At 71.3% G+C, this 20,080-nt stretch carries 14 protein-coding genes and 2 pseudogenes; 4 read left to right on the top strand and 12 right to left on the bottom strand.

Annotation, left to right across the window (positions count from 1 at the left end; translation table 11 throughout):
- Positions 1 to 45 precede the first annotated feature (45 nt).
- Positions 46 to 903, bottom strand: coding sequence for an NAD(P)-dependent oxidoreductase (locus D5S19_RS22030; RefSeq protein WP_120025321.1), 858 nt, complete (start codon positions 901 to 903; stop codon positions 46 to 48).
- 83 nt (positions 904 to 986) lie between these two features.
- Entirely contained in the window at positions 987 to 2,363 is a 1,377-nt protein-coding gene (locus tag D5S19_RS22035; RefSeq protein WP_120025322.1) for a replication-associated recombination protein A, read from the bottom strand.
- Positions 2,364 to 2,472: 109 nt separating this feature from the next.
- Here D5S19_RS22035 and D5S19_RS22040 point away from each other — a divergent pair, with 109 nt between their 5' ends.
- Positions 2,473 to 3,228 carry a metallophosphoesterase family protein gene (locus D5S19_RS22040; RefSeq protein ID WP_120025291.1) on the top strand — a complete coding sequence of 252 codons (756 nt, stop codon included), beginning with the start codon at positions 2,473 to 2,475 and terminating at the stop codon, positions 3,226 to 3,228.
- Here the strand turns inward: D5S19_RS22040 and D5S19_RS22045 are convergent.
- From D5S19_RS22045 to D5S19_RS22070, 5 genes are all read right to left on the bottom strand, one after another.
- The gene (locus D5S19_RS22045) at positions 3,194 to 4,045 is read right to left on the bottom strand and encodes an SGNH/GDSL hydrolase family protein (protein ID WP_120025293.1); all 852 of its coding nucleotides are present in this window, start codon (positions 4,043 to 4,045) and stop codon (positions 3,194 to 3,196) included. The genes D5S19_RS22040 and D5S19_RS22045 overlap by 35 nt on opposite strands.
- 348 nt (positions 4,046 to 4,393) lie before the next feature.
- Positions 4,394 to 5,581: a phosphotransferase gene (locus D5S19_RS22055; RefSeq protein ID WP_120025298.1), complete on the bottom strand. Its 1,188-nt coding sequence runs from the start codon at positions 5,579 to 5,581 to the stop codon at positions 4,394 to 4,396.
- 88 nt (positions 5,582 to 5,669) lie between these two features.
- Entirely contained in the window at positions 5,670 to 6,611 is a 942-nt protein-coding gene (locus tag D5S19_RS22060; protein ID WP_120025301.1) for a DUF389 domain-containing protein, read from the bottom strand.
- A complete protein-coding gene (gene aspS / locus D5S19_RS22065; protein ID WP_120025303.1) occupies positions 6,611 to 8,383 on the bottom strand; it encodes an aspartate--tRNA ligase in 1,773 nt (590 codons plus the stop codon). Before aspS ends, D5S19_RS22060 begins: the two co-directional genes overlap by 1 nt.
- A gap of 293 nt (positions 8,384 to 8,676) precedes the next feature.
- Positions 8,677 to 10,572 carry an intein-containing Rv2578c family radical SAM protein gene (locus tag D5S19_RS22070; RefSeq protein ID WP_199730626.1) on the bottom strand — a complete coding sequence of 632 codons (1,896 nt, stop codon included), beginning with the start codon at positions 10,570 to 10,572 and terminating at the stop codon, positions 8,677 to 8,679.
- Between the two features lie 224 nt (positions 10,573 to 10,796).
- Between D5S19_RS22070 and D5S19_RS34215 the strand changes: the two are divergent.
- Positions 10,797 to 10,991: pseudogene (locus D5S19_RS34215) on the top strand (alcohol dehydrogenase catalytic domain-containing protein); the annotation flags it as partial.
- A gap of 368 nt (positions 10,992 to 11,359) precedes the next feature.
- The gene (locus D5S19_RS33850; protein ID WP_325050300.1) at positions 11,360 to 11,644 is read left to right on the top strand and encodes a zinc-binding dehydrogenase; all 285 of its coding nucleotides are present in this window, start codon (positions 11,360 to 11,362) and stop codon (positions 11,642 to 11,644) included.
- Between the two features lie 39 nt (positions 11,645 to 11,683).
- Here the strand turns inward: D5S19_RS33850 and sthA are convergent.
- Positions 11,684 to 13,097 (bottom strand): annotated as a pseudogene (gene sthA / locus D5S19_RS22080) (Si-specific NAD(P)(+) transhydrogenase).
- A 136-nt stretch (positions 13,098 to 13,233) separates the two neighbouring features.
- Here sthA and D5S19_RS22085 point away from each other — a divergent pair.
- Positions 13,234 to 13,806 (top strand): hypothetical protein, encoded by a 573-nt coding sequence (locus D5S19_RS22085; protein WP_233574081.1) that lies wholly within the window; start codon positions 13,234 to 13,236, stop codon positions 13,804 to 13,806.
- Here D5S19_RS22085 and D5S19_RS22090 read toward each other — a convergent pair.
- From D5S19_RS22090 to D5S19_RS22105, 4 genes are read right to left on the bottom strand one after another with little or no spacing between them, the layout of a single operon-like run.
- Positions 13,803 to 15,101 carry a type I glutamate--ammonia ligase gene (locus tag D5S19_RS22090; RefSeq protein ID WP_120025309.1) on the bottom strand — a complete coding sequence of 433 codons (1,299 nt, stop codon included), beginning with the start codon at positions 15,099 to 15,101 and terminating at the stop codon, positions 13,803 to 13,805. The two genes, D5S19_RS22085 and D5S19_RS22090, sit on opposite strands and share 4 nt — an antisense overlap.
- Positions 15,098 to 16,834, bottom strand: coding sequence for an IucA/IucC family protein (locus tag D5S19_RS22095; protein ID WP_120025323.1), 1,737 nt, complete (start codon positions 16,832 to 16,834; stop codon positions 15,098 to 15,100). The genes D5S19_RS22090 and D5S19_RS22095 overlap by 4 nt, the downstream gene beginning before the upstream one ends.
- A 59-nt stretch (positions 16,835 to 16,893) precedes the next feature.
- Positions 16,894 to 18,192, bottom strand: coding sequence for a lysine N(6)-hydroxylase/L-ornithine N(5)-oxygenase family protein (locus D5S19_RS22100; protein WP_120025312.1), 1,299 nt, complete (start codon positions 18,190 to 18,192; stop codon positions 16,894 to 16,896).
- Positions 18,189 to 19,856: a pyridoxal phosphate-dependent decarboxylase family protein gene (locus D5S19_RS22105; protein ID WP_120025314.1), complete on the bottom strand. Its 1,668-nt coding sequence runs from the start codon at positions 19,854 to 19,856 to the stop codon at positions 18,189 to 18,191. The genes D5S19_RS22100 and D5S19_RS22105 overlap by 4 nt, the downstream gene beginning before the upstream one ends.
- Between the last annotated feature and the right edge of the window lie 224 nt (positions 19,857 to 20,080).

The raw sequence follows: 20,080 nt of genomic DNA on the forward strand, positions 1-20,080 counted from the left end.
TCGTACCAGCGGCCCGGACCCCGCGATTCACCTTTGCAGGTGTACTCAGCGACCTGTCTTGACGATCGCCTCGTACAGCACGGCCATGTCGTCTTCGCCGTGCCCGGCCTCCACTGTGGCCTGTAGATGCGCGAGAGTCGCACTGATACCGGCGACATCCACCGCATCACCGGCCGCCGCGACGACAAGGCTCGCGTCCTTCGCCGCGAGTGAAGCGGGGAAGCTGGCCGGGTAGTCGCCGGACAGCATCATCGGTCCCTTCATCCGGGCGTAGTCGACGTCGAATGTGGTGCCCTCCATGACGTCGAAGAACAGCTGTGGGTCCACGCCGAGCGCGTGGGCGAGCCCGAGGCTTTCGCCGGTGGCATTGGTGAGCGCGAGCACCCAGGCGTTCATGACCAGCTTCAGGCGGGTGGCAGTGCCGTGCTCGGCGCCGAGCCAGCGCGTACGCGAACCTATGGCGGCGAACACCTGCTCCGCGCGCTCGCGCACTTCTTCCGGACCGGCTGCGAGTATCTGCAGCTTCGCCTGCTCCGCAGGCACTTTCGTGCCCATCACCGGGCAGTCGACGAACGGCACACGCGCTGCGGCAGCGTCTTCGGCGAGCTTGGCCACCCACTCGATCCCCACGGTGCTGGTCTGCAGCCACACCGTCCCAGGCGCGGGCGCGGCCTGTGCGAACACCTCGGCGACGACCAGGCCGTCCGACAGCATGGTCACGAGCAGGTCCGCTCCCTCAGCCGCTTCGCGCGGCGAGGAGGCCACGACGGCCCCTTCCGAGGCGAGCGGTTCGGCGTTCGCCCGGGTGCGGTTCCAGGCTCGCACCTCGAATCCCGCGCGGACGAGGTTGGCGGCCATCGGGCGGCCCATGATTCCGGTGCCGAGGAAAGCGATTGTGGTCATGCCCGCCATCATCGGCCGGTCGGTCGCTGCGCGCAGGTCGACCGGAAGCCGTTCGGCCACCAGGGTTTCGAAACCCGCGTGGCTCAGCGCTCGCCGCGGACGGTGCGGCGCAGCCTCGGCACCCGCTCGGCCAGCGGCCGTTCCCCGCCACGCTGGGTGGGCTCGTAGTAGTCCCGGCCGACGAGTTCGTCCGGCGGGTATTGCTGGGGCAGCACGCCTTCCGCGACGTCGTGCGGGTACCGGTAGCCCTTCGCGTTGCCGAGTTTCTGCGCACCCGCGTAGTGCCCGTCGCGCAGATGCGCGGGGACGGTGCCGGCCGCGCCGGAGCGGACGTCGGCGAGCGCCGCATCGATGGCCGTGATCACTGCGTTGGACTTCGGCGCGGTGGCCAGGTGGATGGTCGCCTGCGCCAGCGCCAGCCTGCCCTCCGGCATGCCGATGAAGCTCACCGCATGTGCCGCGGCCACGGCGGCCTGCAGTGCGGTGGGATCGGCGAGCCCGATGTCCTCGCTCGCGTGCACCACCAGCCGCCGGGCGAGGAAGCGCGGGTCCTCCCCCGCCTCGATCATCCGGGCCAGGTAGTGCAGCGCGGCGTCCACGTCCGAGCCGCGGATCGACTTGATGAACGCGCTGATCACGTCGTAGTGCTGATCGCCGTCGCGGTCGTAGCGCACCGCTGCTTTGTCCACAGTGGACTCGACGATGGCGAGGCCGATGGTCTTGTGCTCGGTCGCCGAAGCCGCGTCGGCCGCCGCTTCCAGTGCGGTGAGCGCCCGCCGCGCATCGCCGCCGGCCAGCCGGACCAGGTGCGCCCGCGCCTCGTCGGTGAGCTTCAGCGCACCGCCTAGACCACGTTCGTCGGCGAGCGCGCGCTCCAGCAGGGCGACGATGTCGTCCTCGGTGAGCGAGCGCAGCTGCAGCACCAGCGAACGGGACAGCAGCGGCGAGACCACCGAGAACGACGGGTTCTCCGTGGTCGCGGCCACCAGCAGGACCGTGCGGTCCTCCACCGCGCCGAGCAGCGCGTCCTGCTGGGTCTTGGAGAACCGGTGCACCTCGTCGATGAACAGAACGGTGTTCTCGGCGTTGTACTGGCGTCGCCGCCGCGCCTCCTCGATCACGCCGCGGACTTCCTTGACCCCGGCCGAGAGCGCGGACATCGCGACGAACCGGCGTCCCGTGGCGATGGAAACCAGGTTGGCGAGGGTGGTCTTGCCGGTCCCCGGCGGACCGTAGAGCAGCACGGACGCGGGCGCGGCACCCTCCACCAGCCGGCGCAGCGGCGCCCCTTCGCGCAGCAGGTGCTGCTGGCCCACCACCTCGTCGAGCGTGCGCGGGCGCATCCGCACCGCGAGCGGGGAACTCGCCGGGGCGGCCTGAACCGCGCTGCCGCCCGCGCCGGCAGGCTCCGGCGGCGGCCCCAGATCGGGGTTCACCGTGAAGAGTTCGTCCTGTGCCACACCGATGACGGTAACAGTGCCCAGGTCGTCGGCCGGAGAACGTACCGAGCGGACTCCGCCGTCCGCGAACGGGCCGACGCCACCGCGCCCGGCCGCGCACACTGGGCGGATGGTGTCCTCGGTCGCGGTGCTCTCCGACATCCACGGCGTGCTGCCCGCCCTCGAAGCGGTGCTGGCCGAACCGGACGTGGCCGCGGCGGAGGTCGTGGTGCTGTGCGGTGACCTCGCCGCCGGCCCGCTTCCGAGGCAGACTCTCGACCGGCTCGCCGCGCTGGGCGAGCGGGCGGTATGGGTGCGCGGCAACGCCGACCGCGCACTCCTCACGCTGGCCGCCGGCGGGCACATCACGATCCCGGACCCGATCGCCGGGTGGGCAGCCGGAGAACTCCGGCCGGACCAGCTCGCCGTGCTGGCCGGGTTGCCGTTGTCGGTGACCATCGAGGTGGACGGGCTGGGCGAGGTGCTGTTCTGCCACGCCACCCCGCGTGACGACGAAGAAGTGGTGCTGGTGGACAGTCCGCCCGAGCGGTGGCTGGAGGTCCTCGCCGGTACCGAAGCGGAGACCGTGGTGTGCGGGCACACCCACATGCCCTTCGCCCGGCTGGCCGGACGGCGCCGGATCGTCAACCCCGGCAGCGTCGGAATGCCTTATGGCACAACGGGTGCGCACTGGGCACTGCTGGGGCCGGGAGTACAGCTGCGACGGACCGTGTTCGACGCCGAGGCGGCCGCCCGCGCGCTTGAGGAGACGTCGGCTTACCCCGGAATCGCGGCGTGGGCAACGGATTTCCTCCGGAACCCGGCCTCCGATCTTGAGGCGCTCCGGGTCTTCAGCCCGCGTGCCCGCGGAACGACCGCCACATGATCACCGCGGCGTAGGGCAGGAACTCCCGTCCGCGCCGCCACAGCCACGGCACACCCTTGGCGACCAGCCAGCCGAGGTGCCCGGCGGTGCTCGGTTCCACCCCGCCGGAACAGGTCAGGCTCACCGGTTCCGGCACTGCGAAGCCGGCCTCCGCGAGCAGCGTGGTGAAGCCCCGGGCGAGCATCCGGTGCCCCAGTTCCGACGGGTGCAGCCGATCGACGCTCCACGCCGTGAGGTCGTACGCCCCGGGCAGCGCGTCGAGATCGAGACACGCGATCCCCTCCGCCTCGACCACCCGGTCGATCGCGTCGTTCAGCTCGGCGACACGCGCGCTCAGCGCCCGCTTCAGCGACTGCGGCAGGCGGAAAACCTTGCTGTGGTCGTGGAATCGCACCGGCAGCACCGTGGTGCCGACGGCGGCGACCGCGCGGACGATCTCAGTGAGATCCTCGGCGATCCGGTCCGGATCGAAGTCCGGCCGGAGGGTGTCATTCATCCCGACCACGAGCACCGCGACGTCCGGCCGGTGCGCGAGCGCGGCGGGCAGCTGATCGGTGCGCACGCACTTCATCCGCGCGCCGGTGAACGACAGGTTGAGGTAGCCCTCCTCGCCGACCCCGAGCGCGGCCGCCACCAGCGGCCCCACTCCCCGCCAGCCACCCCGCCGCGGCAGCGGATCGCCGAGGCCGACGGCAGTGGAATCGCCCAGCACCACCATCCGCGCCGCCCGGCGCGGCTCGGCCGGGGGTACGGGCAGGCCTCGGACCTCGGGTGCGGGCTCGGGGGCAGAGGTGACTCCGACACTGATCACGGTCACCCCCCGACCATCGGGCACCCAGACTCACCCCTGGTGATGGCGAGGTAACGCGGCATGGACGAGGCTGGGAACTTCCGGTTCCGCGGCCGCTCGCCGATGCCAGTAGCTGTGAAGGGTCCCTTCACGGCATCTGGGTCCAGGGTTCCGGCAAAGTCGGTGTAGAGGTCCGTGAAGGGACCCTTCACGGACTCTGAGTCTGTGAAGGGACCCTTCACAGACCCGAAACCGGTCCGGCGCACGCCACGAGGTGGTCGCACACACCTCCGCATCGCCCACCGCCGGGTCCCCGACCAACTTTGCCGACACCCTGGACTCTGCGGCTGTGAAGGTTCCCTTCACAGCCCTCGATCAGCGGAAGGCGGGATAGAAAGCGAGGTCGGCGTGCGGGCCGAGGCGGGCACCGAGTGCGGCGGCGACCCGAGCGGCATGCTCGGTGACGTCGGTGTGGCGGGCGTACCCGGCGTGTTTGGCCAGCTCTCGCCACCACGTGACCAGCGCGGCCTCGCGGCTGAGCGGGGTCGCATGCCGGGTCAGGTCGAGCGTGGGCAGGACCCTCCGCGTAATCCGCCACACCAGCAGCAGCTCGCTCACCGTCAGCTGATCGGCCAGCTCCGCATCGTCGGCGAAGGACGGCCACACCGACACCACCTCGGCACGCCAGGCGGCGATCATCGCCTCACTCATCCCGGCGGGCAATGCCAGCGCATCGGGCCAGAAGGCGAACGGCAGACGCAGATAGGCCGCGTCGACCAACGCGGTGCGCACGCGGCCGCGTTCGAAGTCGAGGAACCGCACGCCGGATCCGGTGACCAGGTTGTTGTCCGGGCTCAGCTCCACCGGGCTGAACGCACCGAAGGCCGCCGACCGGGCCTGGGCCACCGCCGTGGCGACGCGCTCGCGCACCGGGTCGGACACCGTCACCCCGAGCAGCCCGGCCAGCATGCGCGGGACCTCGGCGGTCTCCGAGGCAAGGTCCGGGTCCTCGATCCGGCCCGGTCCGCCGAGCCGGCGCAGCAGCGCGTGGAAATCGGCCTCCCGCCCGGCCGTGCCAGCATGCAGCCTGCCGAGTGAGCGCGCCCAGGACAGCAGCGCCCGTTCGGCGGCGCGGGAATCCCGCGCGGTGAGCTTGTCCTGCAGGGTGGGCGCCCGGCCGAGGTCCTCGATCACCAGCACCCGGGCCCGCCCGTCGTGCGCGAGCAGCTCCGGGCACATCCGCTCGTCCGGGGCGAGCGCGGTGAACAGCTGGTAGCTCACCGCCTCCTGGGCGAACGGATCGGCGCGGCCGGGCACCGCCGGGTCCGGATAGTGCTTGACCACGAGGGTGCGCGGCAGCGCGAAGGAGGAGGACACCACGCGGGCCCGCACGACCGTGGCCGGGCCGCTGCCTTCGAGGTGCTCGGGCTGCACGAGCGTGATCGAGCTGCCGAACCGGCGTGAAAGCACTGCCTCACCGGCCGCGACCGCCGCGGCGAGGGCGAGCTCCCCGGCTTCCGCCCGCACTCCGGCGTCTCCGGCGGAAGAGGTGTCGACTGTCATTGGCACCGACCCTACTCGTGACTGAGCAACCATGACCACCAGCTATCGGGTAGGAGAACGCGGATGGCCGCGCTTCCCGCGCTCGTCCTCACCCTCGCGAAAGCGGACGTAACAGCGGCGCGGAACGTTGCCTTCGCCAGCGAACGATCAGCACAATGGCCGCCGCGAGTACGATCCCGGCGAGGTTCACCACCAGCTGCAGCAGCGAGAACCCGGCACGGTCCCAGCGCCCGGCGACCGCCGCGACCACCACGTACCCGGCAGCGGGCACGGTGGTCACCGAGATGAACACGCCGACGAGCGCAGCGGATTTCGCCGAGGTCATCGCGAGCATCCCGGCCGCGCCGGCGAGCAGCGCCACCACGAAGGACGCCGGTCCCACCTGGTAGACGAAATCGACGTCGTGGTTGCCATCGATCGTTCCCGGGTCGAAGATCCCGGCCGCGCTGCCGGCCAGGACCCCGGCCAGGGTCACCGCCATCGCCACCGGGAACCCGACCAGCAGGGCCAGCCCGGCCCGGCGCACCAGATCGCCCCGGTGCAGCACCAGCCCCACCGCGATCGCGGCCAGCGGGCCGAACTCCGGGCCGACCACCATCGCGCCGACCACGGTGACCGGCGAGTCGGTGAGCACCCCCACCGCGGCCAGCAGGCAAGCGATCGCGAGGAAGCCGAGGAAGGTGGCGTTCACGCGGGATTCCTCCCCGGTGCGGCCGAGCAGCTCCTGCCACACCACCGCGTCCGCGGCCTCACCCGGGGCCGCTTCCTCCGCCGCGTCAGCCGCGTCGGACACCGCGGTGTCCAGCGCTTCCAGGGTGATCCCACCGGTGCGATCGAGCCCCAGTCCGCAGAGGCCGTCGACGATCTCGTCGGCGGCCTCGCGCGCCACGTCGGCCTCGACCAGGTCACCCTCCGGCGACACCGCCGCCCCACGGTGCAGCACCAGGTGCGCGGCGCCCGGATGCTCGCGCAGCAGCTCCACTACCTCTGCCGTGTGCTCCGCCGGGCACACCGCTCGCACGTGCAGCACTATTTCGCCGGGGCCGGCGGCTTCGCGTCGATTCCGGCTTCCTTGCGCTGCTGCGCGGTGATCGGCGCGGGCGCCGCGGTGAGCGGGTCGTAGCCGCCGCCGGTCTTCGGGAAGGCGATGACCTCGCGCAGCGATTCGGCGTGCGCCAGCAGCATCACGATGCGGTCCCAGCCGAAGGCGATGCCGCCGTGCGGCGGGGCGCCGAAGGCGAAGGCGTCGAGCAGGAAGCCGAACTTCTCCTGCGCCTCCTCCTCACCGAGCCCCATCAGCGCGAAGACCCGCTTCTGCACGTCCCCGCGGTGGATACGGATCGAGCCGCCGCCGATCTCGTTGCCGTTGCAGACCAGGTCGTAGGCGTAGGCGAGCGCGTTGCCCGGGTCCTGCTCGAACTTGTCGATCCACTCCGGGGTGGGCGAGGTGAACGCGTGGTGCACCGCGGTCCACTTGCCGGAGCCGACCGCCACATCGTCGCCGATGTCCTCGACCGGCGCGAACAGCGGCGCGTCCACGACCCACACGAACGACCAGGCGTTCTCGTCGATCAGGCCGAGGCGCCGGCCGATCTCGTCACGCGCGGCGCCGAGCAGCGGCTGCGCCGCGGAGATCTTGCCCGCGGCGAAGAAGATGCAGTCGCCCGGCTTCGCCCCGGCGGCCGCGGCGACGTTCGCGCGCTCGGTCTCGGACAGGTTCTTCGCGACCGGGCCGCCGAGCGTGCCGTCCTCGCCGACCAGGACGTAGGCCAGTCCCTTGGCGCCGCGCTGCTTGGCCCACTCCTGCCAGGCGTCGAGCTGGCGGCGCGGCTGGTCCGCCCCGCCGGCCATCACGACCGCGCCGACGTAGGGGGCCTGGAACACCCGGAACGGGGTGTCGGCGAAGAACTCGGTCAGCTCGGTGATCTCCAGATCGAAGCGCAGATCCGGCTTGTCCGAGCCGTACTTGGCCATCGCGTCGCGGTAGGTGATGCGCGGGATCGGCCGCGCGATCTCGTGCCCGATCAGCCGCCACAGCGCGGACACCACGGCCTCGCCGACCGCGATCACGTCGTCCTGCTCGACAAAACTCATCTCGATGTCGAGCTGGGTGAACTCGGGCTGCCGGTCGGCGCGGAAGTCCTCGTCGCGGTAGCAGCGGGCGATCTGGAAGTAGCGCTCCAGCCCGCCGACCATGAGCAGCTGCTTGAACAGCTGCGGCGACTGCGGCAGCGCGTACCAGGAGCCGGGCTTGAGCCGGGCGGGGACGAGGAAGTCGCGCGCGCCCTCCGGGGTGGACCGGGTCAGCGTCGGCGTCTCGACCTCGACGAAGCCCTGGTCGTGCAACACGTTCCGGGCCGCGCGGCTGACTTCGCTGCGCAGCCGGATCGCCGCCGCCGGACCGCTGCGGCGCAAGTCCAGATAGCGGTAGCGGAGCCGGACCTCCTCGCCGACGTCAACCCGGTCGTCGATCGGGAACGGCAGCGGGGCGGCCTCGGACAGCACCTCGAGCCCGGTGGCGAGCACCTCGATGTCACCGGTCGGGATCTCGGGGTTCGCGTTGCCCTCGGGCCGCTGCGCGACCTCGCCGACGACCCGCACGCAGAACTCGGAACGCAGCGCGTGCGCCCGCTCGGCCATCTCGCCCTCGCGGAAGACGACCTGGGCGACGCCGCCGGCGTCCCGGAGATCGATGAAGATGACCCCGCCGTGATCGCGCCGCCGGGCCACCCATCCGGTGAGGGTGACGGTCTGTCCGGCCTGCCCGGCACGCAGGGTGCCGGCTTCATGAGTGCGGAGCACTGCGACTGCTCTCCTTAAGCCCACGGGGTCGCCGGCGGGGTGCGCCGGAGGCGGTTTTTCGCCGAACACAGAGGTTAACGAACCCACCACCGAGGTCCGCGACCAGGTTTGACTCGGGTCCCGTCGCCCGGGGCGCTGCGCGGGCCGTCGCCGCGGCGGGTTCGGGCACCAGTGTGTGCGACCCGACCAAGCCGTCCGTCGCGACTGCCGGCTGGCTTTTCCTTGGCTGTGAAGGGACCCTTCACAGCCACTGCGTCCGTGAAGGGTCCCTTCACAGCTACCCCGGGGGCGGGTCACAGCAGCCGCAGCTGGGTGGTCTCCGTGCGGGGCGGGGGCGGTTCCGGTTCGCGGTGGTCGTTCGCGGTCCGGGGGGCGAGGCCGTGGCGGCGGAGCAGCGGGCCGGCGCGGGTGGCGAGGAGTTCGCGGTAGCCGCGGTCGACATAGCTGCCCCGCGTGTAGAGGCGCCGGTATCGGGGGACGAGGGCCGGATGCGTGCGGCCCAGCCAGGACGCGAACCATTCCCGGGCACCGGGACGCAGGTGCAGTGGCAGCACCGTCGCGCTGGTGACGCCGGCCTCGGCGAGTTCGGCGAACAAGGCGTCGAGGGCTTCGGCGGAATCGGTCAGGTAGGGCAGCACCGGGGCGACCATCACCGAGCACGGCAGGCCCGCCGCGGCCGCTTTGCGCAGCAGGTCCAGCCGGGCCTGGGGGCTCGGGGTGCCGGGCTCCAGCCGCCGTTGCAGGTCCCGGTCGAGCAGCGCGAGCGACACCGCCAGCCGCACCGGGACGTCCTTTCCGACGTCGCTCAGCAGCGGCAGATCCCGGCTCAGCATCGTGCCCTTGGTCAGGATGGAGAGCGGAGTCCCGGACCGGGCGAGCGCGCGGATGATGCCGGGCATCAGCCGGTACCGGCCTTCGGCCCGCTGGTACGGATCGGTGTTCGTGCCCATCGCCACCGGTTCGCGGCGCCAGCTCGGGTGTTTGAGCTGTGCGGCAAGCACTTCGGGCGCGTTCACCTTGACCACGACCTGGGTGTCGAAGTCGTGCCCGGCGTCGAAATCGAGGTAGGTGTGCGTGTGCCGGGCGAAGCAGTTGTGCGAGACCACCCCGTCGGCGACGAAATCGCCGGTGCCGGTGGTGATGTCGAACAGCGGCAGCGACAGGCCCATCGGCTCGACCGCGGCGACCCGGCGCCGCACCGAGCCGATCACGGTGCCCTCCAGTGAACGCTTCCAGGCCACCGCCGGATCGGTCAGATGCAGGAAGCGCAGCACCTCACCGGCGCCCCCGCCCAGCCGCGCCTGCCTGCGGCCGGGGTGCCCGCGATGCCCGACCGTCTCGTAGGAGAAGGAGAACCGGTCCAGCGCGGCGAACAGCGCCTCCACCACTTCGGTCTCGTCGTGGGCCAGCGTCAGCGCGCCACGCCGATACCCGCCGGCCAGGTCGAACAGCCCGGCCAGGAACCCGCGCGCCCAGTGCGCGTCCGGCTCCCGCGGGATCCGCATGAACCCCGCCGACGAACCGAAATCCGGCAGGTAGGCCAGCGCCCGCGCGGCCGCGTCCGGCTCCGCGGCGAACCCGCCGGAGCGCAGCATTCCGCACAGGTACCCGGCGCGGTAGCCGAGCGTGTCGTCCGGAGTGCGCACGAACCGGCCCGCGCCGACCAGCTCCATGCCGGGCTCCAGATGCGGCCGCTGCGCGGTGCCCAGCCTGCTGCCGGTCACGTACTTCCAGCCGCGGGCGCTGAGGAACCGGTGATCCGCCCCGGCCACCAGCCGGGTGCCGTCCTCCAGCGTGATCCGGTAGGCCTCGCGCACCGTGCTCCACTGCGCCAGCACCTCGGTGGGCACCAGGCGCCGCGCGATCCCGTGGCCGCGCGTGCCGAGGATCCGGTCCCCCGTGCGCAGCTCGGCGATCGGCTTCGCCCGCCCGTCCGCAAGCAGGACCGGCGTGCTGCCCTCGAGGCAGTACGTGCAGGCATGCGAGCACCCGCGGTACGGGTTCACCGACCACCGGAACGGCACCGCCGACTCCCCGGGCACCCGGTTCAGCACCGACCGGGCCCGCACCTCGTGGAACGTGATCCCCCCGAACTCCGGCGCCCGCACCGACCGCACGGCCTCGCCGAACGCACCGAGACCGGGCAGGACCGGCTCTCCCTTCCCCGCACGCAACTGCTCCCATCGCACCCGTCAAGTCGAACACATGTTCTAACCCGGTGTCAAACACACGTTCGAACGAAATCCCGCGGGGCAAGGTGGCGAGCAGTTCGACAGATATCCAACAAAGAGAACCGGCGAGGGAGGCGAAGGCTGTGCGAGCGATCGGCCTGACCGAGTACGGCGGACCCGAGGTGCTCCAGGTGCTCGAACTGCCCGATCCGGTGCCGGGCACCGGCGAAGTGCGCATCCGGGTGCACGCCGCGGCGGTCAACCCCAGCAACACATTGCTGCGTTCCGGCGCCACGCACGAGCGATTCGAGGGCCGTCCCGGACCGTACATACCGGGGATGGACGCGGCGGGAGTCGTCGACGCGATCGGCCCGGACACCGAGACCACTCTCCGGCCGGGCGACGCGGTGATCGCGATCGTCCGTCCTTATCGGACACACGGTGGCGCGTACGCCGAGTCGATCGTGGTCCCCGCCGAGTCGGTCGTGCCGATGCCGTCGGGCGCCGGCTTCGCGGCGGCCTCGACGCTGCTGATGAACGCCCTCACCGCGCGGATCGGACTGGACCTGCTCCCCATCCCGCCCGGGGGCACGGTCGCGGTGACCGGCGCGGCCGGCGCCTTCGGCGGATACGCCGTCCAGCTGGCCAAGAGCGACGGCCTGCGCGTACTCGCCGACGCCGCGCCGGCAGACACCCAGCTCGTCTCCGGCCTCGGCGCGGACGAAGTCGTCACACGCGGCGACGACGTGGCCGACCGGTTCCGCGCGCTCGCACCGGGTGGGGTCGAGGTGCGCTCGACGGGGCGATGCTGCACGAGCTGGTCGTCCCGGCCATCCGGGACCAGGGCGGGATCGCGGTCATCCGCGGCTGGGCGGGCCCGGCAGGCCGCGGGATCCGGGTACGCCCGGTGTGGGTCACCGAATCCGCGACCGACCATTCCCGGCTGCTCCGGCTGCGAGACCAGGCCGAAGCAGGCGAACTCACCCTGCGCGTGGCCGACGTCCTGCCCGCCGCAGAGGCGCCCCAGGCACACCGCAGGCTCTCCAAGGGCGGTGTGCGAGGCCGTCTCGTCCTGGACTTCACGGCTTGATGAGCGCTTCCCGGCCCCGGCTGGAGTCGGGGAGCGACGTCACCCGGGGAAGTGCTCCAGCGCGCGGATCTTGTTGGTCGCGTCGAGCGCGGCGACCTTGTACGCCTCGGACAGCGTCGGGTAGTTGAAGACCGCGTCCACCAGGTAGTCCACCGTGCCCCCGCAGCCCATCACGGCCTGTCCGATGTGTACGAGGTCGGTCGCGCCGGTGCCGAACACGTGAACACCGAGCAACTTCCGGTCCGTTGTGGACACCAGCAGCTTGAGCATTCCGTAGCTGTCCCCGGTGATCTGCCCGCGGGCCAGCTCCCGGTACCGCGAGATGCCCACCTCGTACGGCACCGACGAAGAGGTCAGCTGCGCCTCGGTCGCGCCGACGTAGGAGATCTCCGGAATGGTGTAGATCCCGATCGGCTGCAGCGCGCCCAGCCCGTTCGCCGGCTCGCCGAACGCGTGGTACGCGGCGAGCCTGCCCTGGTCCATCGAGGTGGCGGCGAGCGCCGGGAAGCCGATCACGTCGCCGACCGCGTAGATGTGCGGCACCGAGGTGCGGTAGTACTCGTCCACCTCCAGCCGTCCGCGCGGATCGGCGGCGAGCCCGGCGTTCTCCAGCGCGAGTTCCCCGGTCATGCCCTGACGCCCGGCCGAGTACATCACCGCCTCGGCCGGGATTCGCTTGCCGCTGACCAGGGTGGTCACGGTGGCCTCGGCCGACACCGCCACGTTCGACACCTTCTCGCCGAACCGGAACGTCACGCCGAGGTCGCGCAGCTGGAACTTCAGCGATTCCACGATCTCCGGATCGCAGAAGCCGAGCATCTGGTCCCGCTGCTCGACCACGGTGACCCGCGCGCCGAGCGCGGCGAACATCGAGGCGTACTCGATGCCGATCACACCCGCGCCGACCACCACCAGCGACGACGGGATCTCCTCCAGCGCCAGCACCTCGTCCGAGTCGAGTACCCGGGCTGCGTCGAAGTCGACGTGGTCCGGCCGGGCGGGCCGGGTCCCGGTGGCGATGACGAGGTGGCCGGCGGTCAGCGTGCGCCGGTCGCCGGGATGCAGTCCCGTCCACCACCACGGTGTTCGGATCGGCGAAGGAACCGGTGCCGACCACCAGGTCCACGTGGTTGCGCAGCAGCTGGGCGCGCACCACCTGTACCTCGCGGCCGATCACGTGCTGGGTGCGCGCCATCAGGTCGGCGACGGTGATGTCGTGCTTGACCCGGTAGCTCGCGCCGTACAGTTCGCGCTGGTTCATGCCGGTCAGGTAGAGGACCGCTTCGCGCAGGGTCTTGGACGGGATGGTGCCGGTGTTGACGCACACTCCGCCCACCATGTCGTGGCGATCGACGACCGCCACCCTCTTCCCCAGTTTCGCGGCCGCGATGGCGGCCTTCTGCCCACCCGGGCCCGAACCGATGACGATGAGATCGTAGTCGTGTTCGCTCACGCCAAGAGCCTGCGCACTCGGCCGCGCGGGCGCAAGCCCGGGTTGCCCGGAAGGCCACTTCGGACGAGTCGGACCGCGCTTGTGCGAAGGTCCACATCGGGCTAAATTTTGTCCAGACCACTCTTCAGCATTGGTTGTGTCTCCACCAGGTATCCCCACGCCGCCGTGGCGGCAGGCAGCGCTGCCGCCGCCGGGCCGGTGTCCCCACTCCGACGACTGCGAGGTCGCCTTGAAGTATTCCCGCCGTGTTTCCGTCCTGTCCGGACTGGTGGTGTCCGGCGCGGTGCTCGCCGCCCCGATGGCCACCGCGAGCACCGCCGAGCAGCAGCGCGGCTGTGCCTACCAGAGCACCCTGGCCGGCACGCAGCTCAGTGATGTCCAGCTCGCCCAGCAGGCGCGCAACGTCGGCCTGCACGGTCAGAGCCTGGTCCTGTCCGTCGCGGTCGGGATCGCCGAGAGCGCGGGCTGGACGCACGCCCAGCTGATCAACACCGACTGCAGCCGCGACCGCGGTCTCTGGCAGATCAGCGATCGCTGGCACCCCGAGGTGTCCGACGGGCAGGCGTTCGACCCGGCCGGCGCGGCGAGGGCCATGTACGCGATCTCCTCGAGCGGCAGCAACTGGTCGCCGTGGGTGGCCTACAACAACGGGTCCTACCAGCAGCACATGTCCCGTGCGCAGGACGCGGCCCGCCAGGCCGGCGGCTAAGCCCGAAGTATGCCGCGACGGCGCTGCAGATCGGTCACGGTCTGCAGCGCCGCTTCGAGTTCTTCCCTGAGCAGGGCAGCCTGCTGGGCGGCCACGTCGTCGCCCAGCAGCTCGGCGGGCCGGCCCTGCTCCAGCAATGCCAGCGATTCCCACGGCGAAGCCGCGAGTTCACCCACCCGTGTAAGGGCGGGCGGCGGCGCCAGTTCGTCGGCGATCCCGGCCGTCCCGGCGGCGAGCAGCGCGGCCACGACGAGATGCGGCTGCGCGTCCGCTCCGGCGAAGCGGAACTCCAGCCGTGGCGCGGTCTCCGTGCCGCACCAGCGGATCGCGCACGTGCGGTCGTCCCGGCCCCAGCGCAGCACGCGCGGCGAGAACGGCCCGGTGCGCAGCCGGACGTAACTGTTCCAGGTCGGCGCCCACACCGCGGTCAGGGCCCGCGCGTCACGCAGGACTCCGGCCAGGAACGCACCCAGCACGGTCGAGTCCGATGTGGACAGTGACAGGTGCACGTGACACGAGTTGCCCTGGCCGGATTCCGGCGCGGCCAGGTAGTCCGCGCTCGCCCCGTGACCGGCTGCGACCCGGCGGGTCAGCAGGTGCAGCAGCAGTGCGTCGTCGCAGGCGGCGAGAGCGTCCCGATGCCGGAGGACCACCTCGTACTGCCCGGGATGGCACTCCGCCCGGGCCGACTCGACGCCGAGCCCGACCGCTGCCGACCGCAGCTCGGCCAGCATCGGCGCCAGCCGTTCTGTGCCGCCCACGGCGTAGTCGACCCCGCGCGAGGTGAGCGGAACCCCTTCCACATCACGGAAAACGACCTCGTGCTCCAGCCCGATCGAGGGCACCAGACCCCGTTCTTCCAGCACAGCCAGTTGCTTCCGCAGGACTGTGCGCGGGGCCAGCCCGGCCGGTTCGCCGGACGCGAACTCAGCGTCGCCGACCACCGCCCAAGTGCGCTCGTCGAGCGGAAACGCGGTCGCCGCGTCGGGCCGTACGCGCAGGTCGCCGAAGCCGTCGAGGTAGCGGCTCACCGGGCCGTCGTCCGGCAGCGGTACACGCTCGGGGGTCCAGGCGAATACGTAGCTGCACATGCCGTAGCCGGTGTCCACGACCTCGGCGGCGAACGGCGCGGTCAGCTCCACGGCGGCGAACCGTGCGTGGGGGTCGGGCACGAGCAACGTCAGCCGGTTCCCGTCCTCGGCGAGCACGCGGCGCAGCACCTCGGCTCCCTCTCGGTGCGCCGCTGCGCGGGTCGCGAGGGAACGCGGACCTACCGGACGAGCGAACGGCGTCACCAGGCACCGTCCGGATCGGGCGCGTGCAACGGATTCGGTACGCGACCCCAGCGAACGTCGAACTCGTCGTCGCGCTCCACCTTGTCGAAGCCCTGCCCCGCGAAGTGCTCGCGGTTGAGCGTGACACGCTCGACATCCGTCGCGAAGAGACGGCAGGCGTCGAACCGTTCGGCGACGTCCGGGTTCTCGTCGCGATAGCGGCCGACGACAGTGCGTACCAGCGCCCAGAAATCGCCACGTGCGAGCCCCAGATCGTCCAGCAGGATCTCGGCCCAGAAGCGCAACTGTCCAGAAAAGACCGAGCTGAACAACGACTGCGCGAGCAGGTGCGCCGGCCAGCGCAGCATGTCCGCGGCGGCTTCCGGCGGGAGATCCGCGTACGCGGGCAACTGCTCGTCCAGCAGATCGACGCCTTGCGCGAAGTCCTTGATCGCGACCCGCAGCGGGCGGCCCTCGGCGTCCACGACGAGGACGAGATTCTGGCCGTGCGGGCAGAATCCCACGCCGTAGCGCAGCAACCATTGCAGCAACGGGGTGAGCAACAGGTCGAACAACCGCGAAAGCCATGCCTCGGCGCCTTCGCCGGAGCGGGTGATGAGCCGGGTCAGCACGGCTTCCCCCGCAGTGTCCCGATAGGGCAGTGCGGCGAACGATATTGCCTGCTCCCCCACCCCAAGCCGCGCCACGAGCGGCTCCCGCCAGAGCGCGCCGAGCGTCTCGTGGAACCGGTAGGGCAGCTCCTCCAGCACGCCGAACAGCGGATGCCGCACCGAGACGCTGGCGACTTCGCCCAGCAACTCGAACCGGTACTTCCCCGACAACAGCGGATCGGCCGCGTCGATCCCGCGCAGCCATTCGGTGACGGACGGACCGGCGAGCGTGGCAGCGGAGTTCAGCCCGCGGTAGACAAGGGTGTTGCGCACCGATACTGCGGTCTTCACGTCGTGACGGTCCGGGCGCGAGCAGTTGGCCAGAGTACGTATGGTCTGATGTGGACGGTAGACGTCGGTGCTCTCCCCCAGCTCGGCCATCTGCCCGGTGGCCAGCTCGGCGGCATAGAGCGTGCCGACGATCTCGTCCGCCTGCCAAGGATGCACCGGAACCCACACGTAATCCACCGGATCGCCCAACCTGGCCACCCGCGTCTCGAAAGCCTCGCGGGTCGCATCGTCGAGTTCCTGGCGCAGCAACGCTTCCGCGTCGAGACCGGCGACGCTGCGGAACTGTGCCAGGTCCCGATGCACGGCGTACCAACGCAGCCTCACATCGGTCCCGGACTCGGGCGCGTAACGGGCACGGTCCCGGGCGGAGAAGCCCACGCGGCCCTTGTTCAACACGAGCCGGGGATGCCCGGCGAGATGCCCTTCGGCCAGGTTGTAGTCCATTTCGGACAGGTGGGCGACAGTGGGCGCGCGGCGCAGGCGGATCGCTTCGTTGGTGACCGTAGCGGTCAGCTCGGCCAGCACGTCGGCCAGCCGGAGCCCGGTGAGGCCCAACGTCTCGCGTGCGTCGGCCACGAGGGTGCGCGGGTCGTCCGCAGGTTCCTCGGCACCTGCGGCCAAGCGGATTGCGCTGCCGGGCAACACGGTCCAGGACTCGAAGGCGCCCCGGCGTGCTTCGAAGCGGTACGAGACGCCGTTCGGCAGCTCCAGCAGCCATTGGCGGTGCCCGGCCTGAGTCGTCTCGCCCGCCTGCGGGACGAGCATCGCCTCGTAGGACAGCTCGCCAAGCATCTTGTGCGTGACAAGTGAACCCGCGGCCCGCCAGGCGGCGGTATCGGTCAAACGGTCGGTCACTGGTCCTCCGTTTCGTGCAGGCCGAAGGTGGTGAAGGCAGTGCGCTCCGGTAGTTCGTACACCGGTTTCCCGCACACCGAGTTGAGAATCGACGCAGCCCGCCAGGCGCCGAGCCCGAGATCCGGCGCGCCGGGTCCGTGCGTGTGCCGCTCCGCGTTCTGCACGTACAGCGAGCCACGCACCGGCTCGTTCAGCTGCACGCGGTAGTCGGCGTCGATGATCAGCCGCCTCTGTTCGTCGCGACGGACCGCCTCTCCGAGGCCGGAAAGTAGTGGCCCCAAAGGCGTTTCGGTGTATCCCGTGGCCGCGACCACCGCCGACGTCCGATACTTCGCGGTGCTGCCCTGCTGGACGTGCCGCAGGTGCAGCAGGATTCCCTCGGCATCGGCGGTTGCGGAGGTAACCTCGACGCCCGGGGTCAGCACCGCACGCGGCCAGCCGTCGCCGATGCTACGGCGGTACAGCTCGTTGTGGATCTCGCCGATGGTCTCGGCGTCGATCCCCCGGTACAGCTGCCATTGCGCGGGCAGCAGGCCGTCGCGGACGGATCCGGGCAACCGATGGAAGAACTCGGTGTAGTCCGGAGTGAACTGTTCCAGGCCGAGTTTCGAGTACTCCATCGGCGCGAACGCCGGCGTCCGCGCCAGCCAGCGCAGACCATCCACTGTGGAACGACTCCGCAGCAGATCAAGAAAGACTTCGGCGCCGGACTGCCCGGACCCCACGACCGCTACCCGATCCGCGGCAAGCAGCTCGGCCCGGTGTGCGAGGTAACCGGCAGAGTGCGCAGCCAGGACGTCCGGGTCGTTCACCAATCCCTGCAACGGTTCCGGCACGCTGGGCACCGTGCCGACCCCGAGTACCACCGCAGTGGCGAGCACCGGTTCCGTCCCGGTCACGGTGAGTTCGAACGCTTCCTCGTCCGGCCTCCAGCGCAGGCCGGTGACCTCGTGGCCGAACCGGCAGGAGGGGAGCCTCTCGGCCGCCCAGCGGGCGTAGTCGTCGTATTCCGCACGCGGCATATGGGAACGCTCCGCGAAGTAGAACGGCAGCAGGCGGCCGCGTTCGCGCAGGTAGTTCAGAAACGAATACCGGCTCGTGGGATCGGCCAGCGACACCAGGTCGGCAAGAAAGGGCACCTGCAGCGTCGCGCCGTCCACCAGCATCCCCGGATGCCACCGGAACTCCGGGCGCACGTCGAACAGGACCACGTCCAGATCCAGCGGGTCGGCCAGCGCGGCGAGCGACAGGTTGAACGGGCCGATCCCGACGCCCGCCAGGTCGTAGCGCCTCACGACGCGACCGGGCTTTCCTGCGTCACCACGGATTTCGCGGCGACGGCGGCCACTGCGTCGAGCAGCGGGCGGTAGTCGGCCTCGGTGGCGTGCGGGTGCAGGAGCGTGAGTTTGAGCCACCGCTGCGGGCTGCCGTCCCCTCCGGTGGGCAGCACGCCGCGGCCGATCACCGCGGTACCCTCCTCCATCAGCGTCCGCCGCACCCGGGCGACCAGTTCGTCCCCGGCGGCGCCCGGCAGCTCGTCCGCGACCTTGGGACGGAAGACCACTGTGGACAGTTCCGGCGGTCCCCAGGAACGCAGGTCCGGATGTGCCTGCACCAGCTCGTGCAGTGCGGAAGCGTTGGCACAGCAGCGTTCCACCAGCTCACCGAGACCCTGCACACCGAGCGCCCGCACGGTGACCGCCATGCGGAACGCGTCCGGACGGCGGGAGGTGTGCAACGACCGGCCGAGCAGGTCCGGCAGGCCCGCCTCGGTGTCGTCGTCGGCGTTGAGATACTCGGCGCGGACGGTCAGCGCGCGAAGGTCGGTGGCCTCGCGGGCGGCGAACAGCCCCGCCGCGACCGGCTGCCAGCCGAACTTGTGCAGATCGAGCGCGACCGAATCGGCCAGCTCCAGCCCGGCGACGCGTCCCCGCAACGCCGGGCTGCACAACGCAAGTCCGCCGTACGCGGCATCGACGTGCAGCCTCGCCCCGGCACGGCGGCAGATCTGCGCGATCTCCGGCAGCGGATCGATCCGGCCGGTGTTGGTCGTGCCCGCGGTCGCCACCACCACCGCGCGGGCGCCGAGCGTGCCCAGCACTTCGGCCAGCGCCGAGGGCACCATCCGATCGTCCACACAGGACACCACGACCGGCGCGGGCAGCCCCAGCAACCAGGCCGCGCGGGCGACGCTGTGGTGGGAATTCGCCCCACACACCGGGCGGAGCGCATCACCCGTGGTCTCCCGCGCGAGCAGCAACCCGAGGAGATTCGACTCCGTACCCCCCGACGTGACGACCGCGTCCGGCCGCTCGTCCCGCGGATAGCACAGCCGCGCGATCCCCGTGGTGAACTGCCGCTCCAGCTCACTCGCGACCGGCGCCTGATCCCACGAATCCATGGACGGGTTGAGCGCCGACGCCACCACGTCCGCCGCCACCGCCACGGCCAGCGGCGGGCAGTGCAGATGCGCGGCACACGCGGGTTCTGCTGGATCGGCCGCCCCTGCGGCGAGCAGCGTCCCCAGCTCCTCCAGCGCGCGTTCGGCCCCCACGCCCTGCCAGGGCAACCCGGACGGTGGGGCCGCGTTCTCGGGGTGCTCCGGGCGAGTTCTGCGGCCGTCGTCCGCCAAGGACGGCTGGGTGCCTCCCGGAACAGGCGAGTCCAGACCGCTCCCAGGTGGGCTGAAATCCCTTGCGGGGCTTGGATCGGGAGCGGAGAGGTCCGACGCGTGAGCACTTCCGGAAGAACTGAAATCCCCAGCGACCCCCGCCCGGTCCACGCCCGCGCTGCCCACCGTCGCCAGCGCGGCCACCGCGGCCGGCCCGCCGGACGGGATGGGGCCGCCTCGTTCTGCCGTGCCGGCGGCCAGCGCACGCAGGGCGACCGGGATCAGCCGCGCGAGCCGGTCCGCGCCGTCCGGACCGCCGGCCAGCCAGGCCGAGGACTCACCCTCCATGGAGCCGCCTTTCTTAGGGTAACCTTTCCTAACCCTACGCAACGATACGGGCACCCGCCGCCCGTCCTCGCGCGGGTACCGTGCCGTCGTTCCCAGCATGCTGGGCGGACGCGGCTGCACGCGTCGGCCATTCGGGAGATCCGGTTCCCCCGAACGCCGACCCGAACGTCGTCCGGGGCACAAAAGGCCGGTGGGCCGGGGTACGCAACCCCGGGCCACCCGCC

The organism is Amycolatopsis panacis (assembly GCF_003600245.1).
Classification (GTDB): Bacteria; Actinomycetota; Actinomycetes; order Mycobacteriales; family Pseudonocardiaceae; genus Amycolatopsis; species Amycolatopsis sulphurea.

Coding starts and splice junctions, on each gene's coding strand:
- D5S19_RS33850 (WP_325050300.1), top strand. CDS start 11,360: ATGCTGCACGAGCTGGTCGTCCCGGCCATCCGGGACCAGGGCGGGATC.
- D5S19_RS22055 (WP_120025298.1), bottom strand. CDS start 5,581: ATGACAGTCGACACCTCTTCCGCCGGAGACGCCGGAGTGCGGGCGGAA.
- D5S19_RS22030 (WP_120025321.1), bottom strand. CDS start 903: ATGACCACAATCGCTTTCCTCGGCACCGGAATCATGGGCCGCCCGATG.
- D5S19_RS22105 (WP_120025314.1), bottom strand. CDS start 19,856: ATGGAGGGTGAGTCCTCGGCCTGGCTGGCCGGCGGTCCGGACGGCGCG.
- D5S19_RS22040 (WP_120025291.1), top strand. CDS start 2,473: ATGGTGTCCTCGGTCGCGGTGCTCTCCGACATCCACGGCGTGCTGCCC.
- D5S19_RS22095 (WP_120025323.1), bottom strand. CDS start 16,834: ATGCTTGGCGAGCTGTCCTACGAGGCGATGCTCGTCCCGCAGGCGGGC.